Genomic DNA, 21,786 nt, shown 5'->3' with positions numbered 1-21,786 from the left:
TTCTTGGCGGGTGGATTGATTTGCGAGGTCAGCGCGTCTTTTCGGTCTTGAAACGTTCTTCAAGCAAGCTGACGAGGCGGACCATCGGCCAGAGGAAGATGAGATAGACGAGTGCTGCGCCGATCAGCGGCGAGGGGTTGGCGTAGAGCGACTGCGCGTTGGTCGCTTCCTTCAACAGTTCCGGCAGCGCCACGGTCGAGGCAAGCGAAGTGTCCTTGAACATCGAGACGCAGTTGCTGGTCATCGGCGGGATGACCACGCGGATCGCCTGCGGCAGCACCACCTTGCGCAAGGTCAAAAGGAACGGCAGGCCGAGCGCCTGCGAGGCCTCGAACTGGCCGCGCGGAATGCTTTCGATGCCAGAGCGGAACACTTCGGCCGAGTAGGCCGACATAATGATGGCGAAGGCCGTCACGGCGGACGCCCAGGACGACAGGCGTATGCCGAGGAAGGGCAGCGCATAATAGATCAGGATCAGGACGACCAGCACCGGGAGGGCGCGGAAGATGTCGGTGTAGCCGACCGCAAGCCACCGCAACGGCTTCGGCGCATAAAGCCGTATCAGGCTGATCGCCAGGCCGATGGGGATGCCGATGCCGATGCTCAAGATGCCGAGCAGCAGCGTGTTCATGAAGCCGCGCAGCAGCGCCGGCAGGCTGGACATGATGACATCGGGATTGAAGAAGGTGTCGATCAGCGACATGGGAGCGTTCCCGAACCGTTTTGCGTCCAGTGACGCCAGAGCAAGACCCGAACACCGAAATCGGCTGCGCCGTACCAAACTACGGCTCCGGGAAGGGCACGAATGAAAACAGGACGTGCCGGCCTTTCGAGCCGGCACGCCTCTGGTCTGTCAGTCGCCGCTCAGGCCTTCGGCAGCGGCATTTCCTTGACGGTCGAAGAATCGGCGGGCGCGTCGCTGCCGAACCACTTCTTGTGGATCGCGGCCAGCGTGCCGTCCTTCTTCATCGCGGTCAGCGCGTCGTTCAGCTTGCCGAGCAGCGGGTGGTCCTTGGTCATCATCAGGCCGTACTGCTCGCCGGTCTTGATGCGCTCCTTGACTGTCAGGTCCTTCATTTTGGTGAAGGAGTACTGCATGCCAGGGATGTCGCTGACGGCCGCATCGACACGTCCGGCGCTGAGATCGAGCAGCAGGTTCTGCTGCGTGTCATAGCCCTTCACGTCGGCGAAGCCGTCGGCTTCCTGATGCCCCTTGACCCAGGTTTCGCCCGTCGAGCCGGACAGCACGCCAACGATCTTGCCCTTGAGGTCGGCTTCGGCCTTGATCGGGCTGTCGGTCTTGGTGGCGATGCCCATGTCGGAATCATAATAGGGCTGCGTGAACGACTGCGACTTCAGCCGCTCGGGCGTGATGGTGATCGACGAGATGGCGACATCGATGCGCTTCGAGGTGGTGGCTGCGAACAATGCCTGGAAGCCGAGGTCGGCGATATCCGTGGTCATGCCGATGCGCTTGGCTGCTTCGTTGACGATGTCGACTTCAAAGCCCTCGAACGTCCCGCTCTCGTTCTTGTACTCGAAGGGCGGGTTGGTCGGGTAGGCGCCGACATTGAGGACGTCGGCGGCATAGGCGGTAGCGGGGCCGGCGGCGATGCCTATGGCGGCGGCGAGAAGCATGAGATTGCGACGGTTCAGATTCATGGTATTCCCTCTGGGGTGTTCCCTCTGGTTGTTGATCGGGCGGGGTTGGCCCCGCACGGTTTCTTGCCGTCCCACCGTCGGCAGGGCGTCAATTCATGGCCGCGACCATGCGGTCGAGCGCGGTCGCTATCTCTTTGCGTTCACGGCACACGCACATCCGCAGGAAGGCCGTTGCCGAACTTCCGAACAGATGACCGGGCGCCAGGCCGACGCGCGCCGTCTCGAGAATCCTGGTGCAGGCGCGCCGTGCGTCGCTCTCGCCCTCCATGGCAAAGAAGGCATACATGCCGCCGCGCGGTTTCGTTGGCAGGATGACGCCTGGAATTTGCGCCAGCCGGTCATAGGCGAGGTCAAGGCCAGTCCTGATCCGCTGCCTGATCTCCTCGACCAGCGGCTCGCCCTGGCGGATCGCTGCAACCGCACCGGCCTGGATCGGCGCGGAGGTGCCGCTGTTGACATATTGCGTCATGGCGCCGAGCTGGTCGGCCACCCCGGACGGATGCGTCAGCCAGCCGATGCGCCAGCCGGTCATCGCCCAGGCCTTCGAGAAGCTGTTAACCGACAGCACCCTGTCGCCATCCTCGGCGATCTGCAGGATGGAGGGCGCAACATCGCCATCGAAATAGAGCCGGCCGTAGACCTCGTCGGAGATGATCCAGATGCCGGTGCGCCGGCTGAACTCGAGCAGCGCACGCATTTCCTCGGCAGAGGCGGTCCAGCCGGTCGGGTTGGACGGCGTCGACAGGAAGATCGCCCGCGTGCGGGCATCGCAGGAAGCGAACAGCCGGTCGAGGTCGAGATGCCAGTCGCCATTGAAGTCGAGCGAGAACGGCCGTGGCTCGCCGCCGATCAAGTGGATGGCGTTGTGGATGTTGGGCCATTGCGGCGCGACATAGACGACGTTGGTGCCGGTATCGACCAGCAGCTCCAGCGCCAGGTACAGCGCCTGCATGCCGCCCGGCGTGACCGTGGTGCGGGCGATCGGGATCGACCGGCCGTGGATGCGCGTCTGGTACTCCGACAGCGCCTCATTCAGGGGGCCATGGCCGCGCATGTTGGGAACGTAGAAGGTCAGGCCTTCATCGAAGGCAGCCTTGGCCGCATCGCGGATGAAAGCGGGCGTCACCATGTCGCCTTCGCCGTACCAGAGCGCGATGACGTCGCCGAGTTCGCGCGCCCGAACGGCGAGGTTGGCGATGTTCTCGGTATGCAGGTCACGGATTTGGGCGCGAATGCCGTCGAAGGCATAGCGCGCGCTGGACGACGACTGGGGCAGCATGAACGACAAGGACTGAAAACCCCTCCCACCCGGAACACCACGATGGACTGCCGCCGGCAAGCCCGTCCGGTATCGCAGTCGCCATCGATCTTGGAATGCTTATCCAAAGCGCGGCGCTTTTCAAGGCGAAAGTTTTAAGCTTAAAAAGTTTGACCGGCCTGTTGCCCGACCAATACGCCTTTTTGCGCTAGCTACGGCCGTCTCGCGCCAGCTCGGCCCGCGCGGCGGCGGTGCCGGCGGCAACGCCCGCGCCGAGAAACATCGTGTCGCTGGCCAGCACGAAGAAGCTGGCGCCGATGGCGGCCCATTGGGAGACGTCCTGCGGTTTTGCGCAGAAGATGCCTGATGTCCTGCCATGCGCAACCGTGACGCCGATGATCCTGCGGATTGCCTCGGTGAGCTTGTCGGCGCCTTTCGGTCCGATCGCATCGATCGACACCGAAAGATCGCCGGGGCCGACGAAGATCACGTCGACGCCATGTACGGCGGCGATCGCTTCGATGTTGGCCAGCCCTTCCGATGTCTCGACCTGGACCGCGACGACGATCATATTATTGGCGCCGGCGAGATATTCGGGAATGCGATAGCCGTAGCCGGCCGCACGGCCGGGCCCGACGCCACGCTCGCCCTGTGGCGGATAGCGCGAGGCTTTGACGGCCATCGCCGCCTGGGCGGCGGTCGAGACGCGTGGGATCAGGACGCCTTGCGCGCCGCTGTCCAGCGCCGCCTGGATGGCTTCCGGCGAATGGCCGGGAACGCGCACCATCGCCGGCACGCGATGCACGTCGGCCGCTCGCACCATGGTCTCGATCATGTCGCGCGAGATCTGGGCATGCTCCCAGTCGATGCAGAGAAAATCGAGGCCGGACTGCGCCATCACTTCGATCGCGACGGGGTGGGGAATAGCGGCAAAGGAACCAACGAGGTTCGTCTTGACGCTACACTTCTGGCGGAACTCGCTCATGCCCGTCCCCTTTCTCGCTCTGGCAGAATCCATATCCGCAAACGACCGTCAGGCGAAGCTATTTCAGGCTTGAAATATTTTCGCGCGGGCCTAGCGTGGACTCTCCCGCCACGAGTTCCGGACATGATCAAAGCGCATCCCCTGCACGGCCCGAACAAACTCAACCTCGGCGTCTTTTCGACCAATGCCGATGGCGGCCTTGCCATCACCGACGTTCCGGAACGCTGGGCGGCAAGCTGGCAGGACAATCTGACGGCGGCCCAGATCGCCGACCGCGCAGGGCTGGAATTCATGCTGCCGATCGCGCGCTGGCGCGGTTTTGGCGGCCGCAACAAGGTGCGCGAATGGTCGTTCGAGACCTTCACCTGGGCGGCGGCACTCGCCATGGCCACCGAACGGATCGGCCTGTTCATGACCGTGCATGTGCCGCTCGTGCATCCGCTCTACGCCGCCAAGGCGCTGGCGACCGTCGACCATATCAGCCAGGGCCGCGCCGGCCTCAACATTGTCTGCGGCTGGAACCCGAAGGAATTCGGCATGTTCGGCACGCCGCTGGTCGAAAAGGGCTACGACCAGGCGGCCGAATGGATCGAGATCCTCGAACGGCTTTATGCTTCGAGCGAGCCTCTAGACTATGAAGGCACCTATTATCGCCTCAAGGAAGCGGTCAGCCGTCCGGCCAGCCTGCAAGTTCCGCGCCCGGTGACGATGAACGCCGCTTTCGGCGGGCCGGGCCGCGATTTCGCCGCCGCCAGATGCGACTACCTGTTCACGACCTTTTCCGAGATGAGCGATGCCGGCAAGCACGTCGCCGACATACGCGAACGCGCCGACAAGGTGGGCCGTGATGTCGGCGTCTACACGGTGGCGCATGTCGTTTGCCGCCCGACGATGGAAGAGGCGCAGGCCTACTACGCGCGCTATGCTGTTGATATGGCTGACCACGACGCGGTCGATGCCCACATGGCCGGCAAGAAGGAATTCTCGCAATCGCACGACCCGCATGCCTATGACCGCTACCGGCAGCGTTTCGCCGGCGGCGCCGGCACCTATCCGCTGATTGGAACGCCGGAAACGATCGCCGCCGACATGGTCGCCATTGCCGAGCAGGGCTATCAGGGGATCGCGCTGTCCTTCGTCAACTACACGCAGGAACTGCCCTATTTCTGCGACCATGTGCTGCCGATTTTGAGGCAGGCGGGCTATCGAGGATAACTCAATCCGGAATAACCAATCGGTTAATCCGGAATGACCAATCGGTTAGTCCGGAATAACGGCTGTGGCCTGGATCTCGACCTTGGCGCGGTCCTCCACCAGCGCCATCACCTGCATGGCGGCCATTGCCGGAAAATGCCGGCCGATCACCTCGCGGTAGGCCTCGCCGATGCCCCGGAGGTTGGCGCGGTATTCGGCCTTGTCGGTGAAGTACCAGGTCATTGAGGTGATATGCTGCGGCCCGGCCCCGGCTTCCGCAAGCACCGCCACGATGTTCTCAAGCGTCTGCCGCACCTGGCCGACGAAATCGTCGGTCTCGAACTGGCACTGCCCGTTCCAGCCGACCTGTCCGCCGACGAAGACGAGCTTGCCGCGCGCCGCGACGCCATTGGCGTAGCCGACTGGTTTTGCCCAGCCTTCCGGCTGCAGAATCTCGTGCATTCAAAACCTCCCGGTAGTCCAAAAACCAAGTCTCAAAATCGAATGCCCGTCAATTTCCTGCCGTCAGGCCGCGCCCATCACCTGTCGCGCAATCACCACCTTCTGCACGTCCGAGGCACCCTCGTAGATGCGCAGCGCGCGGATCTCGCGATACAGACTTTCGACGATATGGCCTTTGCGAACGCCGTCGCCGCCATGCAGCTGTACGGCCTTGTCGATGACCTCTTGCGCCTTGTCGGTGGCGAACAGCTTGGCCATCGCCGCCTCGCGGGTGACGCGCGCGGCACCCATATCCTTGGTCCAGGCGGCGCGGTAGACCAAAAGCGCCGCCGCATCGACGTCGAGTGCCATGTCGGCGATATGGCCCTGCACCATCTGCAACTCGGCCATCGGCGCGCCGAACAGTTTGCGCTCGGCCACCCTTTTGATGCTTTCATCCAGCGCGCGGCGGGCAAAGCCGAGCGCTGCCGCACCGACTGTCGAACGGAACACGTCAAGCACAGACATGGCGATGCGGAAGCCGTCGCCTGATTTGCCGATCAGCGCCGAGGCGGGGAGGCGAACCTGCTCGAACGACAGCCGCGCCAGCGGATGCGGCGCGATCACTTCGAGACGCTCGGCGATGCCAAGGCCTTTGGCATCGCCCGGCACCAGAAAGGCGGAAAGCCCCTTGGCGCCCGGCGCTTCGCCGGTGCGGGCAAAGACGACGTAGAGATCGGCGATGCCGCCATTGGAGATCCAGGTCTTTTCACCAGACAGAACATAGGCGTCGCCGCCGCGGGTCGCCGTCATTTCGGTGTTGGCGACGTCCGAGCCGGAGCGCGGTTCCGACAGGGCGAAGGCGGAAATCGCCTTGCCGGCACGTGTCTTTGCCAGCCATTGTTGCTGCTCGGGCGAGCCGAACAGGCTGAGCGCGCCGGTGCCCAGCCCTTGCATGGCGAAGGCGAAATCGGCCAGGCCGTCATGGCGGGCGAGCGTCTCGCGCGTGATGCACAGCGTGCGCACGTCGAGGGGGCCGGGATTGTCCGTGTCTACAGCCGTCGGCTTCAGCCAGCCGTCCCTGCCGAGCTTGCCCACCAGATCGCGGCAGGCGGCATCGACGTCATGATGGTCGACCGGCAGGTTTTTCGCGCACCATGTCTCCAGCCGCTCGGCCAGTTGGCGATGGCGGTCTCCGAAGAACGGCCAGGAGAGGAAACTCTTGTCAGCCATCAATTGCCCTCGAACACCGGCTTTTCCTTGGCCACGAACGCCTTGTAGGCGCGTTCGAAATCGCGGGTCTGCATGCAGATCGCTTGCGCCTGCGCTTCGGCCTCGATCGCCTGGTCGAGACCCATCGACCATTCCTGGTTGAGCTGCGTCTTGGTGATGCCGTGGGCAAAGGTCGGGCCGGAGACGATGCGCGCCGCCATATCGAGCGCGTCGGCCTCAAGCGAAGCGGCATCGACCAACCGGTTGTAGAACCCCCAGCGCTCGCCCTCCGCTGCCGTCATGGTGCGGCCGGTGTAGAGCAGCTCGGCGGCACGGCCCTGGCCAATGATGCGCGGCAGGATCGCGCAGGCGCCCATGTCGCAGCCGGCGAGGCCGACGCGGGTGAACAGGAATGCGGTCTTGGCCTCCGGCGTGGCGATGCGGATGTCGGAACTCATGGCGATGATGGCGCCGGCGCCGACCGCAACGCCGTCGACCGCTGCAATGATCGGCTTACCGCAATTCAGCATTGCCTTGACGAAATCGCCAGTCATGCGGGTGAAGGCGAGAAGCTCTTTCATGTCCATCTTGACCAGCGGCCCGATGATGTCGTGGACATCGCCGCCGGAACAGAAATTGCCGCCATTGGACAGGAACACCACGGCGTCGATGTCGTCGGCATAGACGAGGTCGCGGAATGTGTCGCGCAACTCGGCATAGGAGTCGAAGGTCAGCGGGTTCTTGCGCTCAGGCCGGTCGAGCCGAACCTTGGCGATCCTGCCCTCGACTTGCCAGAGGAAATGCTTCGGCTCGAGGCCGGCCATCCCGGTCATTCACGTCCCTCCCAGTTGCTGCGGAACGAGGTCAGCATGCCGGTCAGCCGGCGCGCGTCGTCCTCGCTGACCTTGCCCAGCAATTCACCGATCCAGCCTTCATGCGCGGCGGCGATGATATCGAAGGACTTCACACCGTCCTCGGTCAGCCGCACCATCGAGGTGCGGCGGTCGCCATTGCGGCGAGCACGGGCGACAAGTCCCTCTGATACGAGCCGATCGACGATGCCAGTGACATTGCCGTTCGATACCAAAAGAAAGCGCGACAGGTCGCTCATCAGCATGCCTTCCGGCGCGCGATAGAGTGCCGCCATCACGTCGAAGCGCGGCAGCGTCGTGTTGAAGTCCTTCTTCAGGCGCTCGCGCAGTTCGGCCTCGATCGTGCGCGAGGCACGCAGCAGGCGTATCCACAGACGCAGCCGGTCCTTGCCGGGTCCGGTCGGCGCGGGCAGGGGGCCGGCTACCATGTTTCGCCTCCTGAAATGGAAATCGCCTGTCCGGTGATCGACGCCGCGGCATCGCCACACAGCCAAAGTACGGCGGCGGCAACTTCTTGCGGCTGGATGAAGCGGCCTTGCGGGTTGGTCGAGGCAAGGCTCGACCGTGCCTGCTCGGCTGAACGGCCGGTCTTGTCGATGATACGCTGGATGGACTCCTCCAGCATCTCGGTCTCGACGAAACCCGGACACACCGCGTTGACGGTGATGCCGGATTTGGCGGTCTCGGCCGCCAGCGCCCGCATCAGGCCGACGACGCCATGCTTGGCGGCAACATAGGGCGCGACGTAGGCGTAGCCTTTCAGGCCGGCGGTCGAGGCGACGAATACGATCCGACCTGTCTTCCGAGCAGCCATGCCTGCCAATGCCGGCTTCACCGTCAGGAAGGCACCGGTCAAATTGACATCGAGCGTCCGCTGCCAGTCGGCAAGAGTGGTCTTGTGCGCCGGTGTGCTGCCGGCCATGCCGGCATTGGCGACGACGATGTCGAACGGGCCGCGCGCGGCTTCGGCAGTCTCGTAAAGCGACGCCATTGTCGCCTCATCGGTGACGTCGGCGGCAATGTCGAAGATGCGGTCGCTTTCGCTAGCCACCTTGGCGATTTCCGCCTGGCGGCGGCCGCAAATGGTCACGTCGATGCCTGCACCCGCCAGCGCCAGCGCGATGGCCCGGCCGACGCCGGAGCCCCCACCGGTGACCAGCGCATGCTTGCCGGCAATCGTTGCGGCGGCGCTCATACTTTCAGCCCCGCCGCGGCGTCGCGCTCGGCCAGCCGGTAGAGCTGGTCGCGCCCGGGCAGATAGGGATCCGGCCATTTGACGCCACGGTCGCCGAGCGTCACCGCCGCATGCAGCGTCCAGTAGGGATCGGTGAGATGCGGCCGTGCCAGTGCCACGAGATCGGCGCGGCCGGCCATCAGGATCGAATTGACATGGTCCGGCTCGTAAATGTTGCCGACCGCCATCGTCGCCATGCCGACCTCATTGCGGATGCGGTCGGAAAACGGTGTCTGGAACATGCGGCCGTAGACCGGCTTTGCCAATGCCGAGGTCTGGCCGGCCGAGACGTCGCAGATGTCGACACCGGCCTCATGCAGCAGCCGTGCGATCTCGACCGCGTCGGCTGGAGTGACGCCCTCGATGCCGACCCAGTCATTGGCCGAAATGCGCATCGAGATCGGCTTCTCCGCTGGCCAGGCGGCGCGTACCGCGCGAAAGATTTCGAGGGGATAGCGCATGCGGTTTTCGAGTGAGCCGCCATAGGCGTCGGTGCGACGGTTGGTGACCGGCGTGATGAAGGACGACAGGAGATAGCCGTGCGCGGCATGGATCTCGAGCATGTCGAATCCGCAACGATCGGCCATTTCGGCCGAGGCCACGAATTCGTCGCGCACTTTGTCCATGTCGGAGCGGTCCATGGCCTTCGGCACCTGGTTCTGCGGCGACCACGCAACGGCCGATGCCGCCATCACAGGCCAGTTGCCAGAGGGCAGCGGGACATCGGTACCCTCCCAGCCGAGCCGGGTCGAGCCCTTGGCTCCGGAATGGCCGATCTGGGCGCAGATCTTCGCTTCTGTCTCGGCGTGGACGAAATCAACCAGCCGTTTCCACGCCACCTCATGTTCTGGCGCATAGAACCCGGGACAGCCTGGTGTGATGCGGCCCTCGGGACTGACGCAGGTCATCTCGATATAGATGAGGCCGGCGCCGCCCTTGGCGCGTTCGGCATAGTGGGTGAAATGCCAGTCGGTCGGGCAGCCGTCGACGGCCCTGTACTGCGCCATCGGCGAGACGACGATGCGGTTCTGCAGTGTCATGTCGCGCAGCTTGAATGGCGCGAACATCGGCGCGCGGCGCAGGCTGTTGCCACCAGCGCCCGCCTGGCGCTGGAACCATTCCTCCGCGCCGCCCAGCCATGCGGCATCGCGCAGCCGCAAATTCTCGTGGCTGATGCGTTGCGAGCGGGTCAAAAGCGAATAGTTGAACTGCACCGGATCGAGGCCGAGATAGCGCTCGACCTCCTCGAACCATTCGAGCGAATTGCGTGCCGCCGATTGCAGCTTCAGCACCTCGGTGCGGCGGGCATCCTCATATTTGCGGAACGCGGCGTCGAGGTCCGGCTCGGACTCGACATACTCTGCCAGCGCCACCGCACTTTCCAGCGCCAGCTTGGTACCGGAGCCGATCGAGAAATGCGCCGATGCGGCAGCATCGCCCATCAGCGCCAGGTTCTTGTAGGACCAGCGTTCGCACAGCACGCGCGGGAAATTGATCCAGGCCGAACCACGAATATGGTTGGCATTGGTCATCAGTGCATGGCCGCCAAGATGCTTGGCAAAAATGCGCTCGCAGACGGCGATCGATACCTGCTGCGACATCGTGCCGAAGCCGAAAGCGGCCCAAGTCTGTTCGCTGCACTCGACGATGAAGGTCGCGGTGTCACTGTCGAACTGGTAGGCGTGCGCCCACACCCAGCCATGCTCGGTTTTCTCGAAGATGAAGGTGAAAGCGTCGTCGAATTTCTGGTTGGTGCCGAGCCAGACGAACTTGCATTTGCGGGTGTCGATGTCGGGCTTGAAGATGTCGACGAAGGTGTTGCGCGCTTTGGAATTCAGGCCATCGGCGGCAACGACCAGATCATGCGTCTCCATATAGGGCCGGGGATCGGCGATGTCGGTTTCGAACATCAGCTTGACGCCGAGTTCGCGCGCGCGCCGCTGCAGCAGGACCAGCAGCCGCTTGCGGCCTATGCCGCAGAAACCGTGTCCGGTCGAAACCGTGCGCACACCGTCATGGATGACGGCGATGTCGTCCCAGTAGGCAAAATGCTTCTTGATCCAGACGGCGCTGACCGGATCGTTCTTCGACAAATTGTCGAGCGTCTCGGCCGACAGCACGACACCCCAGCCGAATGTGTCGTCGGCGCGGTTGCGCTCGAACACCGTCACCTCGTGCGCGGCGTCCCTCAGCTTCATCGAGATGGCAAAGTAGAGGCCGGCTGGTCCGCCGCCGAGAACCGCAACCTTCATTTGTGCGATCTCCTCTTCGCTCGCTGGCTCCAGTATCGCGCCGGCGGCAAATTATTTCAAGCTTAAAGTTTTATATCGAAATGATTGTCCGGATATCACGAAGGCGCGCTTGCGTGACCTCGCGCAAGCGCGCCGCCCCGATTATTTTTCCGGGTTCTTCGGGCTCCACAGCACGGTCTCGGCGCCTTTCTCGTAAGCCATCCCCGAGGGGTAGCTGATCGCTTCTAGTTGCAGACCCCACGGCGCCTGGAAATAGAGAATGGTCTGGCCGGCGGCCGGCCCTTCGGAAACCGGTATCGGCCCCATGCGCGTCTTGACGCCCTTGGCGTCGAGATAGGCTTTGGCGGCGGCGACGTCATCGACATAGAAGGCGATGTGGAAGCCGCCTATGTCGCTGTTCTTCGGTGTCAGATCCTTCTGGTCGGGCGCGGTGTATTTGAACAGTTCGATGTTCGATCCGGTGCCGCAGCGAACCGTGGTAATCTGCTCGATCACCGCCTTCTTGTCGACGCCCAGCACATCCTGCATGAAGGTGCCCTTGTCGTCGGCGAACGGACCGAACGACATAGCCTTCTTGCAGCCGACCACCTCGGTGAAGAAGTCGACCGCCTGTTTCATGTCGGGAACCGTGATGCCGGTGTGATCGTGGCCGCGCATGCCGGGGATCGAACTGGCGGTGGCAATGCCGGCGCTGCCAAGGATAGCGGCGGTGAGCGCGGCGTTTCGAAGTATCGTCTTCATATCAGTCCTCCTCCATGGGCGGGGCCTGGTCATTTGCCCGTCGCACGTCCGAGGCCCGCTTTTCGGCGTGCGTATGGATTCATGTCGCCTTGGCGGCGGAAGAAATGTCCAGCCAGCCGGCATCGATTTCGGGCAGCGGAATGGCTGCTATCAGGTCGCGCGTGTAGCTTTGCTGCGGATGTTCGAACAAGGCGTCGGTGGCGCTCGCTTCAACGATCACACCTTCGCGCATGACGATCACTTGCCGGCATAGCCTCCGAATGACAGACAGATCGTGGCTGATGAAGGCGACGGTCAGGCCCATCTCGGCCGCAAGCTTCTCCAGAAGGGTGAGGATCTGCGCCTGGGTCGACACGTCGAGGCCGGAGACAATCTCGTCGGCCAGCACGAATTTCGGCGCCAGCGCCAACGCGCGCGCAATACCGACGCGCTGGCGCTGGCCGCCCGACAGTTCGTGGCGATAGCGGCTGGCGAAGCTTTGCGGCAGGCCGACGCGCAGCAAGGCCTCGGCGACGCGGGCCTTCAGATTGTCGCCAAGGCCATTCTGCTTCAGCGGCGCAGCGATGATGCTGGCAATGGTGCGGCGCGGGTTGAGCGACGACATCGGATCCTGGAAGATCATCTGCAGGTTGCGGCGCAGTGGCCTGAGTTCCGGCTCCGGCAGATGCGTGATGTCACGGCCCTCGAAGCTGATGCTGCCGGCGCTGGGTTCCAAGAGGCGCACCAGGGCGCGGCCGAGGGTCGACTTGCCCGATCCGGATTCGCCGACGATGCCGGTCACCGAGCCCCTGGGCAGGTCGAAGTCCAGGCCTTTCAGGATCTCAGCCAGCGGCGCGCGGCCGATCAGCGGCTTCCGTGTCATGTCGGGCAGCGCGACCTTCAGCCCGCGCACCTTGAACAGCGGCTCAGCCATGGGGCCGCCTCCAGGTCTGGTCGGCGGCGGTGATCTCCGCGGCAAGCCCGGCCAGGACCGCCTCGTCCACCGGCCTCAGCGAGGCGAAGGGGTCGGTGTAGCGCGGCGTGGCAGCCATCAGCGCCAGCGTATAGGGGTGCTGTGGGCTGGCGAAGAGAGCTGCAGTCTCGGCCTCCTCCACCACCTTGCCGGCATAGAGCACCGAGACCTTCTGGCTGATCTTGGCGACGACGCCGAGATCGTGGGTAACGAACAGGATCGCAGTGCCGTGCTCGCGTTGCAACTGCACGATCAGCCGCAGGATCTGTTTCTGCACCGTGACATCGAGTGCGGTCGTGGGCTCGTCGGCGACGATCAGCCGTGGTTCGGCGGCGAAGGCGGCGGCGATCAGCACGCGCTGGCGCATGCCGCCGGAAAGCTCGTGCGGGTAGCTCTTCAGCACGCGATCGGGGTCGCGGATCTGCACCTCGTCGAGCAACTGGCGAATTCGGGCATCGGCCCTCTCACCGCTCCAGCCCAGGATCCGCACCAGCCGGTCGGTCATCTGCGAACCGATGCGGCGTGACGGGTTGAGCGCGGTCAGCGGATCCTGCGGGATCAGCGCCGTGCGTGCGCCGATCAGCGTGCGCCTTGCCTTTGGCTGCAGCCTGCCGAGGTCTTCGCCCTCAAGCAGCATATCTCCCTCGACAATGCGCACGCTCGACGGCAAGACGCCAAGCACCGCTTTGCCGATCATCGTCTTGCCGGCGCCGCTCTCGCCAACCAGCGCGCGGACCTCGCCCGGTTGCACGGAAAGCGACACCGAGCGCAGCACGCGCTGGCCGTTCGGCAGCACGGCGCTTAAGTCCCTGATGTCGAGACAAGCGCTCATCGCAGCACCGGGTCGAAACGCGTCTTCAACGCCTCGCCGAACTGGCTGAACGACAGCACCGTCAGGATCAGCGTGATCAGCGGAAACACCAGCACCCACCAGGCCTGGTGGATGGAAATCCGGCCCTCGGCGATGATACCGCCCCAGGTCGGATCGTCGGTCGAGATCGACAGATTGACGAAGGACAGGATCGCCTCGACGATGACGGCGATGCCCATTTCCAACGACAGCAGCGCCACGATCGACGGCACCACATTGGGCAACACTTCACGCAGCATGATGCCGATGCGGCCATAGCCGGCAATGCGGGCATTCTCGACAAAGTCCATGCGCGACTGGCCCATGGTCTCGGCCCGGATCACCCGGCAGAAACGGGTCCAGTCGATGACGGCGATGGCGATGATGACGGAGCTGAGCCCGGTGCCGAGCACGGCGACCAGAAGGATGGCGAACAGCACCGGCGGGAAGGCCATCCAGACGTCGACGATGCGCGAGATGATGCGGTCGGCCCAGCCGCCGAAATAGCCTGATATCAACCCGAGCGTCGAGCCGACCAGGCACGCTGCGATGGCTGCCGCGAAGGCGACAATAAAGGCGATTCGACCGCCGAAGATCAGCCGCGACAACAGATCGCGGCCGAGGCTGTCGGTGCCGAGCCAATAGCCGGGCTCGGCGCCGCTCATCCAGAACGGCGGCAGCCGCTCCAGCATCAGGTCCTGCGCCAGCGGATCCTGCGGCGCGATCAGCGGCGCGAAGATTGCGGCCAGCAGCGCCAGCAGCAGCCAGCCGCCGGCCAGCCACAAGCGGGGGGATACGCCACGCCTCGGAGCGCGCGCCTCATCCATGGCGCAGCCTCGGATTGAGCAGCGCATACATCATGTCGACGGTGAGGTTGATCAATACGAACAGCAGCGCAAAGACCAGCACGATGCCTTGGATCAGCGGCAGATCGCGATTGATGACGGCATCGATCGCCATATTGCCGAGGCCTTCATAGGAGAACAACCGCTCGACGATGACCGTGCCGCCGATCAGGAAGGTGAACTGTACGCCGATCAGGGTCAGCGTTGGCAGGGCGGCGTTCTTCAGCGCTTCGCGCAGGATGACCTGCGTTTCCGAAAACCCTTTGACCCGCGCCAGCACGACATAGTCGAGGTCGAGCACTTCCTTCAGCGACTGTTTCAACAGCTGCGAGATGATCGCCGCCAGCGGCAGTGCCAGCGCAACCGCCGGCATCAGCATGTGTTTGAGGAGATCCCAGGTGAGATCGAAGCGCAGCCGAATGATGCTCTCGGCAAGATAAAACTGGGTGACGAAGGGCAGGTCGAGCTGCGGCGACACCCGGCCGGAAATGTCGAAGATCGGCACCAGCACGCCGAACAGCAGGATCAGCACCAGGCCCCACAGGAAGTCTGGAATGGAAAGTGCTGCACCGCTGGCGATGTCGATGCCGGCCTCGACCGCCGTGCCGCGTTCGCGCGCACCGAGGATCGCGGTCGTGCCGCCGATCGCCACCGCCATCGCAAGGGCAACGATGGCAAGCTCCAGCGTCGCCGGCAGCCGGTTGAAGACAAGACCCAGCACATCCTGCCGCAGCGAGATCGAGGTGCCGAAATCGCCCCTGACAACGCCGGACAGCCAGATGAAGAATTGCTGCACGATGGTCTTGTCGAGCCCGTAGAGCGCGCGCAACCGGGCGATGTCGGCTTCCGTGGCGCCGGGCGGCAGCATCATCGCGATCGGATCGCCCGGAGCAACGCGGATCACGACAAAGACGACGACGGCCACGCCGAACAGCGTCACCAGCATCGTCAAAAGACGGATCAGGAATCTTTGCAGAAGCATGTAAATCTTTGCAGGAGCCCGCTGGCTCGTATGCCGGATAGAAATGCGCGCCGTCTCGATGGACGGCGCGCGGCAATCCCAGGCCGCTATCAGGCCGGGGTCATCAGGGCCGGCAGCAACGCGCCGGAGACATGCTGGACCACGTTGACACCCTTGGCATGCACGATCGGCTGCGCATACTGCATCAGCGGCAGCACGTAGGCCTGCTCGGCGATGTATTTGTCGACCGCCTTCCAGCCGGCAATGCGCTTGGCCTCGTCCTTCTCGCCCCACAGCGGGTTGATCATGTCGATCAGGTCCTGGCTGTCCCACACCGAATGCGGGCTCGGGCCATACATGGCAAAGCCGGTCGAGGTGGTCGGATCGCCGATGGCATTGCCCCAATTGTAGAAGGCGGCCGGCGCCAGCTTGTCGGCGGCGCGCAGTTCGTAGTGCTTGGCGATCTCGTAGACCTCGATCGTCGCCTCGATGCCGACCTTGCGCCACATGCCGACGATCGCCTGGATCATCTCGTAGTCCTTGGGCTTGAAGCCCTTGGTCGTCTGTATGGTGAACTTGACCGGCTTTTCCGGCGAATAGCCGGAGGCGGCGAGCAATTCCTTGGCTTTTTCCGGATTGTGCTCGACCTTGATCGACGCGTCGTAGGCCGTGTATTCCGGCGTCTCAAGCGTGTCGATCGGCTGGCCGTAGCCGCGCAGCAGGCGGTCGACCAGCAGCTTCTTGTCGATCGACATGACGGCTGCCTGGCGGACGTTCTTGTCCAGCATCGCTTCGATGTCATTGAAGAAGATCATGCCGATGTCGGAGACGTTCTTGCAGGTGCCGGCGAGCCCGTCCTTGGCGATCAGCCGGTCATACTCCTCATAAGGGATTTCGAGCGTCACCTGCGAGGAGCCGGACTCGATTTCGGCGACGCGGCTCGCGGCATCGGCAACAAACTTGATCGTCACATTCTCGAAGGCCGGCTTGCCGCCCCAGTAGTGCGGACTGGCCTTCAGCCGCAGGAAGGCGTTCCGTTCGAATTTTTCCACCATGTAGGGGCCGGTGCCGATCGGCGCCTTCTCAAAGCCTTCCGCACCGACTTTCTCGTAATAGGCCTTGGGCATGATGTAGCCGGTCAGGAACGACATCCATTTGAAATACACCGGGTCGAACTGCACGACGTCGCCGGTGATCTTGTTGCCGTCGATCTTGAAGTTGTTGACGTTCTTCCAGACGAACTGGATCGGGTTGCCGGTCTTTTCGTCACCAGCCCGCTGCAGCGACCAGACCACGTCCTCGGCGGTGAACGGCGAGCCGTCATGCCAGGTGACGCCTTCGCGCACCGTCATCATGATCTTCGTGCGGTCGTCGTTCCAGCCCCATTCGGTGAGCAGGCCCGGCGCAAAGGAGAGGTCCGGCTTTTGCGGGATGAACTGGTCGAACACCGACTGGTAGAGACCCTGGATCGTCGGGTTGACGGCCGATGGTCCGGTGGTCGGATCCCAGGACGGCAGGTTGACGTTATAGGCGATGGTCAGTTCGCCGGCGGCCGCCTTGGCCATCTGTGGCAGGCCGATGGCGGCCGCACCGAGTGCCGCGGCACTGTATCCGAGCAATTCGCGTCTGTTGATTGTCATGGTCGTTCCCCTTGTTGGTTTATTGTCTTTGCGCGGCAATCTCAGTTCATCGGTTCAGGCTCTTTGGGCAGCAGCGCCTTGCCCTACTTCACCCGGAAAATCCCAGGGCTCCTACCTCCCGCCAAGTTGTTGCGCGAGCATGTAGCCTGAGGCCGCACCGGTGCCGGCGCCCGGCCATGTCGCGGCTCCCGTGAGATGCAGATTGCCGATTGGCGTGTTCCAGCCGGCAAAACCGCGCGCCGGTCGAAACAGGAAATTCTGCGCCAGATGGTGGCTGCCGCAGACCTGGTCGCCGCCGACGAGGTTCGGATTCTCGCGCTCTAGATCGATGGGCGAAAACACCGCCGGGCCGAGGATCTTGTTGCGCAGGCCGGGTGCGTAGCTCTCGATGATGTCGAGAACGCGCTCGGCGTAGACTTCCTTGACCTGGTCCCAATGCGCGGGCGCGATCTTGCCGGCCGCATCGCCGAGGATTTCGGCGGGCAGCATGCGCACCTGCACCCACAGCACGTGTTTGCCTGCGGGTGCTCGTGTCGGGTCGATCGCCGTCGGCTGGCCGACGACCAGCACAGGCTCGTCCGGCAGCATGCCTGCCATCGCCTGCTGATAGGTGCGCGACATGGCGTCGAGCGAGGGAGACAGATGCACATAGGCAAACTGCCGCAACTCGGCGCCGGCGCGCCAGTCCGGCAGGTCGTCGAGCGCCAGATGGATCATCATCGTGCCGGGTGCGTGGCGAAACTTTTTCATCGCCGTGTCGAAGCCGGCGTCACCCGAACCATTGGACAGCAGCTTGCCGGTCAGCGCGCTTGGCGCCACGCAGGCGATGACTGCCTTGGTCGCGGTATGCGTCTCGCCGGACGCGAGCCGCACGCCGGTCGCCTTGCCGGCGGAAACCGTGATCTCGGCCACCTCGGCACCGGTGACGACCTTGCCGCCTGCAGACATCACCATGCCCGACAGGGCCCGGATGATGGTATCTGCCCCGCCCTTGCCCAGCACCATGCCGAAACTCTGGTTGGCCATCGATTCCAGATAGGGGAACACCGCACCGCCGGCGATGTCGGGCGCGAAGTCGAGATGCATGCCCCAGGTGGCGAGCGTCGCCCGCACATGGGCTGACTCGAAATTTTCCTCCAGCCACGCGCGAGGAGACGACAGCAACAGCCGGCCGGTATCGAGCGCGCCGGACATACCCTTCTTGCGCCACAGGTTCCATGCCGTGCCGGCCAGGGCGCGAGCGGTCATCGGCGATCCCAGAAGCCGGAACAGGTGTTCGGCCTCTGCGGGAAAGGCGGCAACCAGCCTGCGCCATGTCGCGGCATCGGCGGCTGAAAAGGCAGCCATGCGCGCCGCGGTCTTTTCCAGGTCGCTGCTGACGCCGAACCAGCGTCCGTCCTGGAAGGCACTTGCGAAACAGTCGCCGGCCGGTGCGAACTCCAGTCCTTTCCGGTTCAATTCATTTGCATATTTCCGGTGGAACGCCGAGCCGGCAAACAAGCTCAGATTCATCGCGCCGAAATCGTGGCGGAAACCCGGAAGGGTGAATTCGCGGGTCTGGACGGCGCCGCCGATTGTTGCACTGCGCTCGAAAATCCCGGTTTTCCAGCCTTTGAGCGCCAAATGCGCGGCGCATGCCAGACTGTTGTGGCCCGCCCCGACAAAGATGGCGTCGAACTCGCTCACGCCCCGGTCCCATTTCCTTTATGCTTAAAGATAATTGCAGATGCATATGTTTTCGTCTAGTAGGATATTAAGGGCCGAGACGAGCCTTGATCATCATCACGAAAGAGGGAACACAGACCATGGACACCCAAAAACTCCTCGGCGAAGTCGCCGGCCAGCTTCTTTCAGGCGCCATCAAGGTGGTCGACCTGTCGGCGCCGCTCGGACCCGATACGCCGTTGATCAAGCTGCCGCCGGAGCTCGCCGTCGACACGCCGAAGGTCGAAATCCATAGCATCTCCCGGTATGACAAGAACGGCCCGTGGTGGGCGTGGAATTGGCTGAAGCTCGGTGAACATTCGGGCACGCATTTCGACGCACCGCAGCATTGGATCACCGGCAAGGATTATCCAGACGGCGCCACCGACACCATTCCGGCACAGAACTTCGTCGGCCCTGTCAATGTCATCGACTGCTCGAAGGAAGCCGCCGCCGACCACGATTTCCTGCTCACAGTCGACCACGTCAAGGCATGGGAAGCCAAGCATGGCGCCATCAATGCCGGTGAATGGGTGGTGATGCGTACCGACTGGTACAAGCGCAACGGCTCCGAAGCCGAGTTCCTCAACGCCAACGAGACCGGCCCACATACGCCGGGTCCGACGGCGGAAACCATCCAGTTCCTGATCAGCAAGGACATCAAGGGCTGGGGCAGCGAGACGATCGGCACTGACGCCGGCAAGGCCGGTGGCATGGAGCCGCCATTCCCGGCGCATACGCTGATACACAAGGCCAACCGTTATGGGCTTGCCAGCCTCTGCAACCTCGATCAGTTGCCGCCGAAGGGTGCGATCCTGATCGCGGCCCCGCTCAAGATCGAACATGGCACCGGCAGCCCGATCCGCGCGCTGGCGCTTGTTCCGAAGGGCTAAGCGAAAGCGTTTGACGTGAGTCCGCCGGATCACATCATCGTCGGCAGCGGCATCAACGCGTTGGTCTGCGCGGCGATGCTTGGCGGCAAGGGGGCGAAGGTGCTCGTCCTCGAGCGCAATGACCGCATCGGCGGCTGCATGCGCACCGAGGAGATCACCGCGCCCGGCTTCGTCCATGACGTGATGGCAACGACCTTCGTGCTGTTCATCACCTCACCGGCCTTTGCAGCGCTGGGCGCCGACCTTGCCCGGCACGGGCTGGAGTTCTGCCACACCGGCACGCCGACCGGCGTCCTGCGGCCGGACGGCAGCCATGCCGTGCTCAGCACCGATCGAGCCGCCAACATCGCGGCGCTCAATGCCATCGCAGCCGGCGATGGCGACCGTCATGCAGACGATGTCGGTGGCATCGAACGCAATGCCGGTCTGTTGTTCGGCCTGCTCGGGGGCAGCCTGTGGTCCTATCCGACGGCGAAGCTTTTGGCCGGTGACGGCTGGCGGCGCGGCCCGCGCGGCCTTGCCGCCTTTCTCGGCGAAGCGCTGGTGCCGGCGCGCAGCTGGCTCGAAAGCACCTACCAGTCCGAAACCATCCGCGCGCTGTGGGCGCCCTGGGTGCTGCATGCAGGACTCGGACCTGAAGATGCCTTCTCCGGCCAGATCGCCAAGGTCATCGCCTTTGCGCTGGAGGCGGCCGGCGCGCCGATCGTCAAGGGCGGGGCGAAGAACCTGCTGTCAGCCTTCGAGGCGCTCATCATCGAGCGTGGTGGCGTCATCGCCACCGAAGCGGACGTTGCCGCCATCATCCTGGCTGGAGGCCGGGCCACCGGCGTGCGGCTGGCTTCGGGCGAAACGGTCAATGCGAAGAAGAGCGTCATTTGCTCCGTCACGCCGACGCAACTCTACGGCCGGCTGCTCGGCGCCGATGCTCCAAGGGGCGATGCCGAGGCGACGCGAAAATACCGTTACGGCAAAGGCAATTTCCAGATCCACTACGCCCTGGACAGACCGCCGGCATGGCGCGGCGAAGGTCTGGACAAGGTCGCGTTGCTGCACCTGACGCCGGGACTGGATGGCGTGTCGAAAGCCTGCAACGAGGCGGCGCGCGGCATGCTACCAGAGGTTCCGACCATTTGCGCGGGCCAGCCGCATGCGCTCGATCCCTCGCGCTGCCCGCCGGGTAAGGCGATCCTGTGGCTGCAACTGCCCGAGGCGCCGCGCTACATCAAGGGCGATGCCGCCGGCAAGCTGGGGACACCGGCCGATGGCCAATGGACCGAGGCGCTGCGCGAAGCTTATGCCGACCGCGTCGAGGTCATCCTCGCCAGCCATATCGACGGCTTCAAGGACAGCGTCATCGCGCGCCGCGCTTATTCGCCGGCCGATCTCGAAGCGATGAACATCAATCTGGTTGGCGGCGACCCTTATGGCGGCTCGTCGACCATCGACCAGTCGTTCCTGTGGCGGCCGTTCAAGACCAGCCGCAACCACCAGACCGGCATCAAGGGCCTCCACCATATCGGCGCCTCGACCCATCCGGGTGCGGGCCTCGGCGGCGGCTCCGGCTTTCTCCTGGCGGGGAGGCTGTGATGGAACAGAAGGTGGCGGAAAAGCGCCAGCGCATTTCCACCTTGGGGCAGATCGGCCTGCAGCAATTCGCGCCGTATCTGATGAACCGCATCATGGGCCGCTACAACGCCACTTTGCGCGACGATTTCCGCAAACAGGGGCTGACCATTCCGCAGGTCCGCACGCTGGCCGTGCTGTCGGTCACCGACGGCATCACCGTCAACGACCTCTCGGTCTATACGGTGATCGAGCAGTCGACCTTGAGCCGGACGCTCGACACGCTGGAGGGCCAGGGCCTGGTGCGGCGCGAGCAGGGTGTCACCGACAGCCGCATCCGCCATGTGTTCCTGACCGACGATGGCCGCGCCGAGTTCACCCGCGCCTGGCCGGCCATGCATGACGCGTTCGAGGCGATGTTCAACGATATCGACGACGCCGAATATTCCGCGCTCATCGCCACACTTTTGAAGATGCTCAAAAACATTCGCAAGCACGACATCTAGACCTACGCGCCGCCAGCGCTG

21 protein-coding genes are annotated in these 21,786 nt (G+C 63.9%); 4 read left to right on the top strand and 17 right to left on the bottom strand.

Going from position 1 to position 21,786, the window contains the following annotated elements:
* Positions 1–28 precede the first annotated feature (28 nt).
* The 4 genes from AC0ZT5_RS30090 to AC0ZT5_RS30075 form a co-directional block, all read right to left on the bottom strand.
* A complete protein-coding gene (locus tag AC0ZT5_RS30090) occupies positions 29–703 on the bottom strand; it encodes an amino acid ABC transporter permease (protein WP_488499396.1) in 675 nt (224 codons plus the stop codon).
* Positions 704–864: 161 nt separating this feature from the next.
* Positions 865–1,662 (bottom strand): ABC transporter substrate-binding protein, encoded by a 798-nt coding sequence (locus tag AC0ZT5_RS30085; RefSeq protein ID WP_457152476.1) that lies wholly within the window; start codon positions 1,660–1,662, stop codon positions 865–867.
* An 88-nt stretch (positions 1,663–1,750) separates the two neighbouring features.
* Complete coding sequence (locus tag AC0ZT5_RS30080; protein WP_488499436.1) at positions 1,751–2,941, bottom strand: pyridoxal phosphate-dependent aminotransferase; 1,191 nt, start codon at positions 2,939–2,941, stop codon at positions 1,751–1,753.
* A 187-nt stretch (positions 2,942–3,128) separates the two neighbouring features.
* Positions 3,129–3,905, bottom strand: a complete 777-nt coding sequence (locus AC0ZT5_RS30075; RefSeq protein WP_488499395.1) for an HpcH/HpaI aldolase family protein — start codon at positions 3,903–3,905, stop codon at positions 3,129–3,131.
* A 123-nt stretch (positions 3,906–4,028) separates the two neighbouring features.
* Here AC0ZT5_RS30075 and AC0ZT5_RS30070 point away from each other — a divergent pair, with 123 nt between their 5' ends.
* Positions 4,029–5,120 carry an LLM class flavin-dependent oxidoreductase gene (locus AC0ZT5_RS30070; protein WP_488499394.1) on the top strand — a complete coding sequence of 364 codons (1,092 nt, stop codon included), beginning with the start codon at positions 4,029–4,031 and terminating at the stop codon, positions 5,118–5,120.
* A gap of 45 nt (positions 5,121–5,165) precedes the next feature.
* Here the strand turns inward: AC0ZT5_RS30070 and AC0ZT5_RS30065 are convergent, their stop codons facing one another.
* From AC0ZT5_RS30065 to AC0ZT5_RS30005, 13 genes are all read right to left on the bottom strand, one after another.
* Positions 5,166–5,561, bottom strand: coding sequence for a RidA family protein (locus AC0ZT5_RS30065; RefSeq protein WP_488499393.1), 396 nt, complete (start codon positions 5,559–5,561; stop codon positions 5,166–5,168).
* Positions 5,562–5,624: 63 nt separating this feature from the next.
* A complete protein-coding gene (locus AC0ZT5_RS30060) occupies positions 5,625–6,773 on the bottom strand; it encodes an acyl-CoA dehydrogenase family protein (RefSeq protein WP_488499392.1) in 1,149 nt (382 codons plus the stop codon).
* Positions 6,773–7,585, bottom strand: coding sequence for an enoyl-CoA hydratase family protein (locus AC0ZT5_RS30055; RefSeq protein WP_488499391.1), 813 nt, complete (start codon positions 7,583–7,585; stop codon positions 6,773–6,775). Before AC0ZT5_RS30055 ends, AC0ZT5_RS30060 begins: the two co-directional genes overlap by 1 nt.
* Complete coding sequence (locus AC0ZT5_RS30050) at positions 7,582–8,052, bottom strand: MarR family winged helix-turn-helix transcriptional regulator (RefSeq protein WP_488499390.1); 471 nt, start codon at positions 8,050–8,052, stop codon at positions 7,582–7,584. Before AC0ZT5_RS30050 ends, AC0ZT5_RS30055 begins: the two co-directional genes overlap by 4 nt.
* A complete protein-coding gene (locus tag AC0ZT5_RS30045) occupies positions 8,046–8,819 on the bottom strand; it encodes an SDR family NAD(P)-dependent oxidoreductase (protein WP_488499389.1) in 774 nt (257 codons plus the stop codon). Before AC0ZT5_RS30045 ends, AC0ZT5_RS30050 begins: the two co-directional genes overlap by 7 nt.
* Positions 8,816–11,110, bottom strand: coding sequence for a bifunctional salicylyl-CoA 5-hydroxylase/oxidoreductase (locus AC0ZT5_RS30040; protein ID WP_488499388.1), 2,295 nt, complete (start codon positions 11,108–11,110; stop codon positions 8,816–8,818). Before AC0ZT5_RS30040 ends, AC0ZT5_RS30045 begins: the two co-directional genes overlap by 4 nt.
* Before the next feature lie 141 nt (positions 11,111–11,251).
* A complete protein-coding gene (locus AC0ZT5_RS30035; RefSeq protein WP_488499387.1) occupies positions 11,252–11,851 on the bottom strand; it encodes a VOC family protein in 600 nt (199 codons plus the stop codon).
* Positions 11,852–11,930: 79 nt separating this feature from the next.
* Positions 11,931–12,764 carry an ATP-binding cassette domain-containing protein gene (locus AC0ZT5_RS30030; protein WP_488499386.1) on the bottom strand — a complete coding sequence of 278 codons (834 nt, stop codon included), beginning with the start codon at positions 12,762–12,764 and terminating at the stop codon, positions 11,931–11,933.
* Complete coding sequence (locus tag AC0ZT5_RS30025; protein ID WP_488499385.1) at positions 12,757–13,635, bottom strand: ABC transporter ATP-binding protein; 879 nt, start codon at positions 13,633–13,635, stop codon at positions 12,757–12,759. The genes AC0ZT5_RS30030 and AC0ZT5_RS30025 overlap by 8 nt, the downstream gene beginning before the upstream one ends.
* Entirely contained in the window at positions 13,632–14,480 is an 849-nt protein-coding gene (locus AC0ZT5_RS30020) for an ABC transporter permease (protein ID WP_488499384.1), read from the bottom strand. The genes AC0ZT5_RS30025 and AC0ZT5_RS30020 overlap by 4 nt, the downstream gene beginning before the upstream one ends.
* Positions 14,473–15,480 (bottom strand): ABC transporter permease, encoded by a 1,008-nt coding sequence (locus tag AC0ZT5_RS30015; RefSeq protein ID WP_488499383.1) that lies wholly within the window; start codon positions 15,478–15,480, stop codon positions 14,473–14,475. The genes AC0ZT5_RS30020 and AC0ZT5_RS30015 overlap by 8 nt, the downstream gene beginning before the upstream one ends.
* Positions 15,481–15,569: 89 nt before the next feature.
* Positions 15,570–17,099: an ABC transporter substrate-binding protein gene (locus AC0ZT5_RS30010; RefSeq protein WP_488499382.1), complete on the bottom strand. Its 1,530-nt coding sequence runs from the start codon at positions 17,097–17,099 to the stop codon at positions 15,570–15,572.
* Positions 17,100–17,210: 111 nt separating this feature from the next.
* Positions 17,211–18,785 carry a phytoene desaturase family protein gene (locus AC0ZT5_RS30005; protein WP_488499381.1) on the bottom strand — a complete coding sequence of 525 codons (1,575 nt, stop codon included), beginning with the start codon at positions 18,783–18,785 and terminating at the stop codon, positions 17,211–17,213.
* 119 nt (positions 18,786–18,904) lie between these two features.
* Here AC0ZT5_RS30005 and AC0ZT5_RS30000 point away from each other — a divergent pair, with 119 nt between their 5' ends.
* Genes AC0ZT5_RS30000 through AC0ZT5_RS29990 form a run of 3 tightly spaced genes read left to right on the top strand, consistent with a single transcriptional unit; the run spans position 18,905 to position 21,765 of the window.
* Positions 18,905–19,696 (top strand): cyclase family protein, encoded by a 792-nt coding sequence (locus AC0ZT5_RS30000; RefSeq protein ID WP_488499380.1) that lies wholly within the window; start codon positions 18,905–18,907, stop codon positions 19,694–19,696.
* Between the two features lie 15 nt (positions 19,697–19,711).
* Positions 19,712–21,283, top strand: a complete 1,572-nt coding sequence (locus AC0ZT5_RS29995) for a phytoene desaturase family protein (protein ID WP_488499379.1) — start codon at positions 19,712–19,714, stop codon at positions 21,281–21,283.
* Positions 21,283–21,765 carry a MarR family winged helix-turn-helix transcriptional regulator gene (locus AC0ZT5_RS29990; protein ID WP_095082552.1) on the top strand — a complete coding sequence of 161 codons (483 nt, stop codon included), beginning with the start codon at positions 21,283–21,285 and terminating at the stop codon, positions 21,763–21,765. The genes AC0ZT5_RS29995 and AC0ZT5_RS29990 overlap by 1 nt, the downstream gene beginning before the upstream one ends.
* Positions 21,766–21,786 lie beyond the last annotated feature (21 nt).

It is taken from the genome of Mesorhizobium sp. CNPSo 4670 (genome assembly GCF_057784235.1).
The sequence above is the reverse complement of the archived record's forward strand: the minus strand, read 5'-3'. Positions and strand labels throughout refer to the sequence as shown.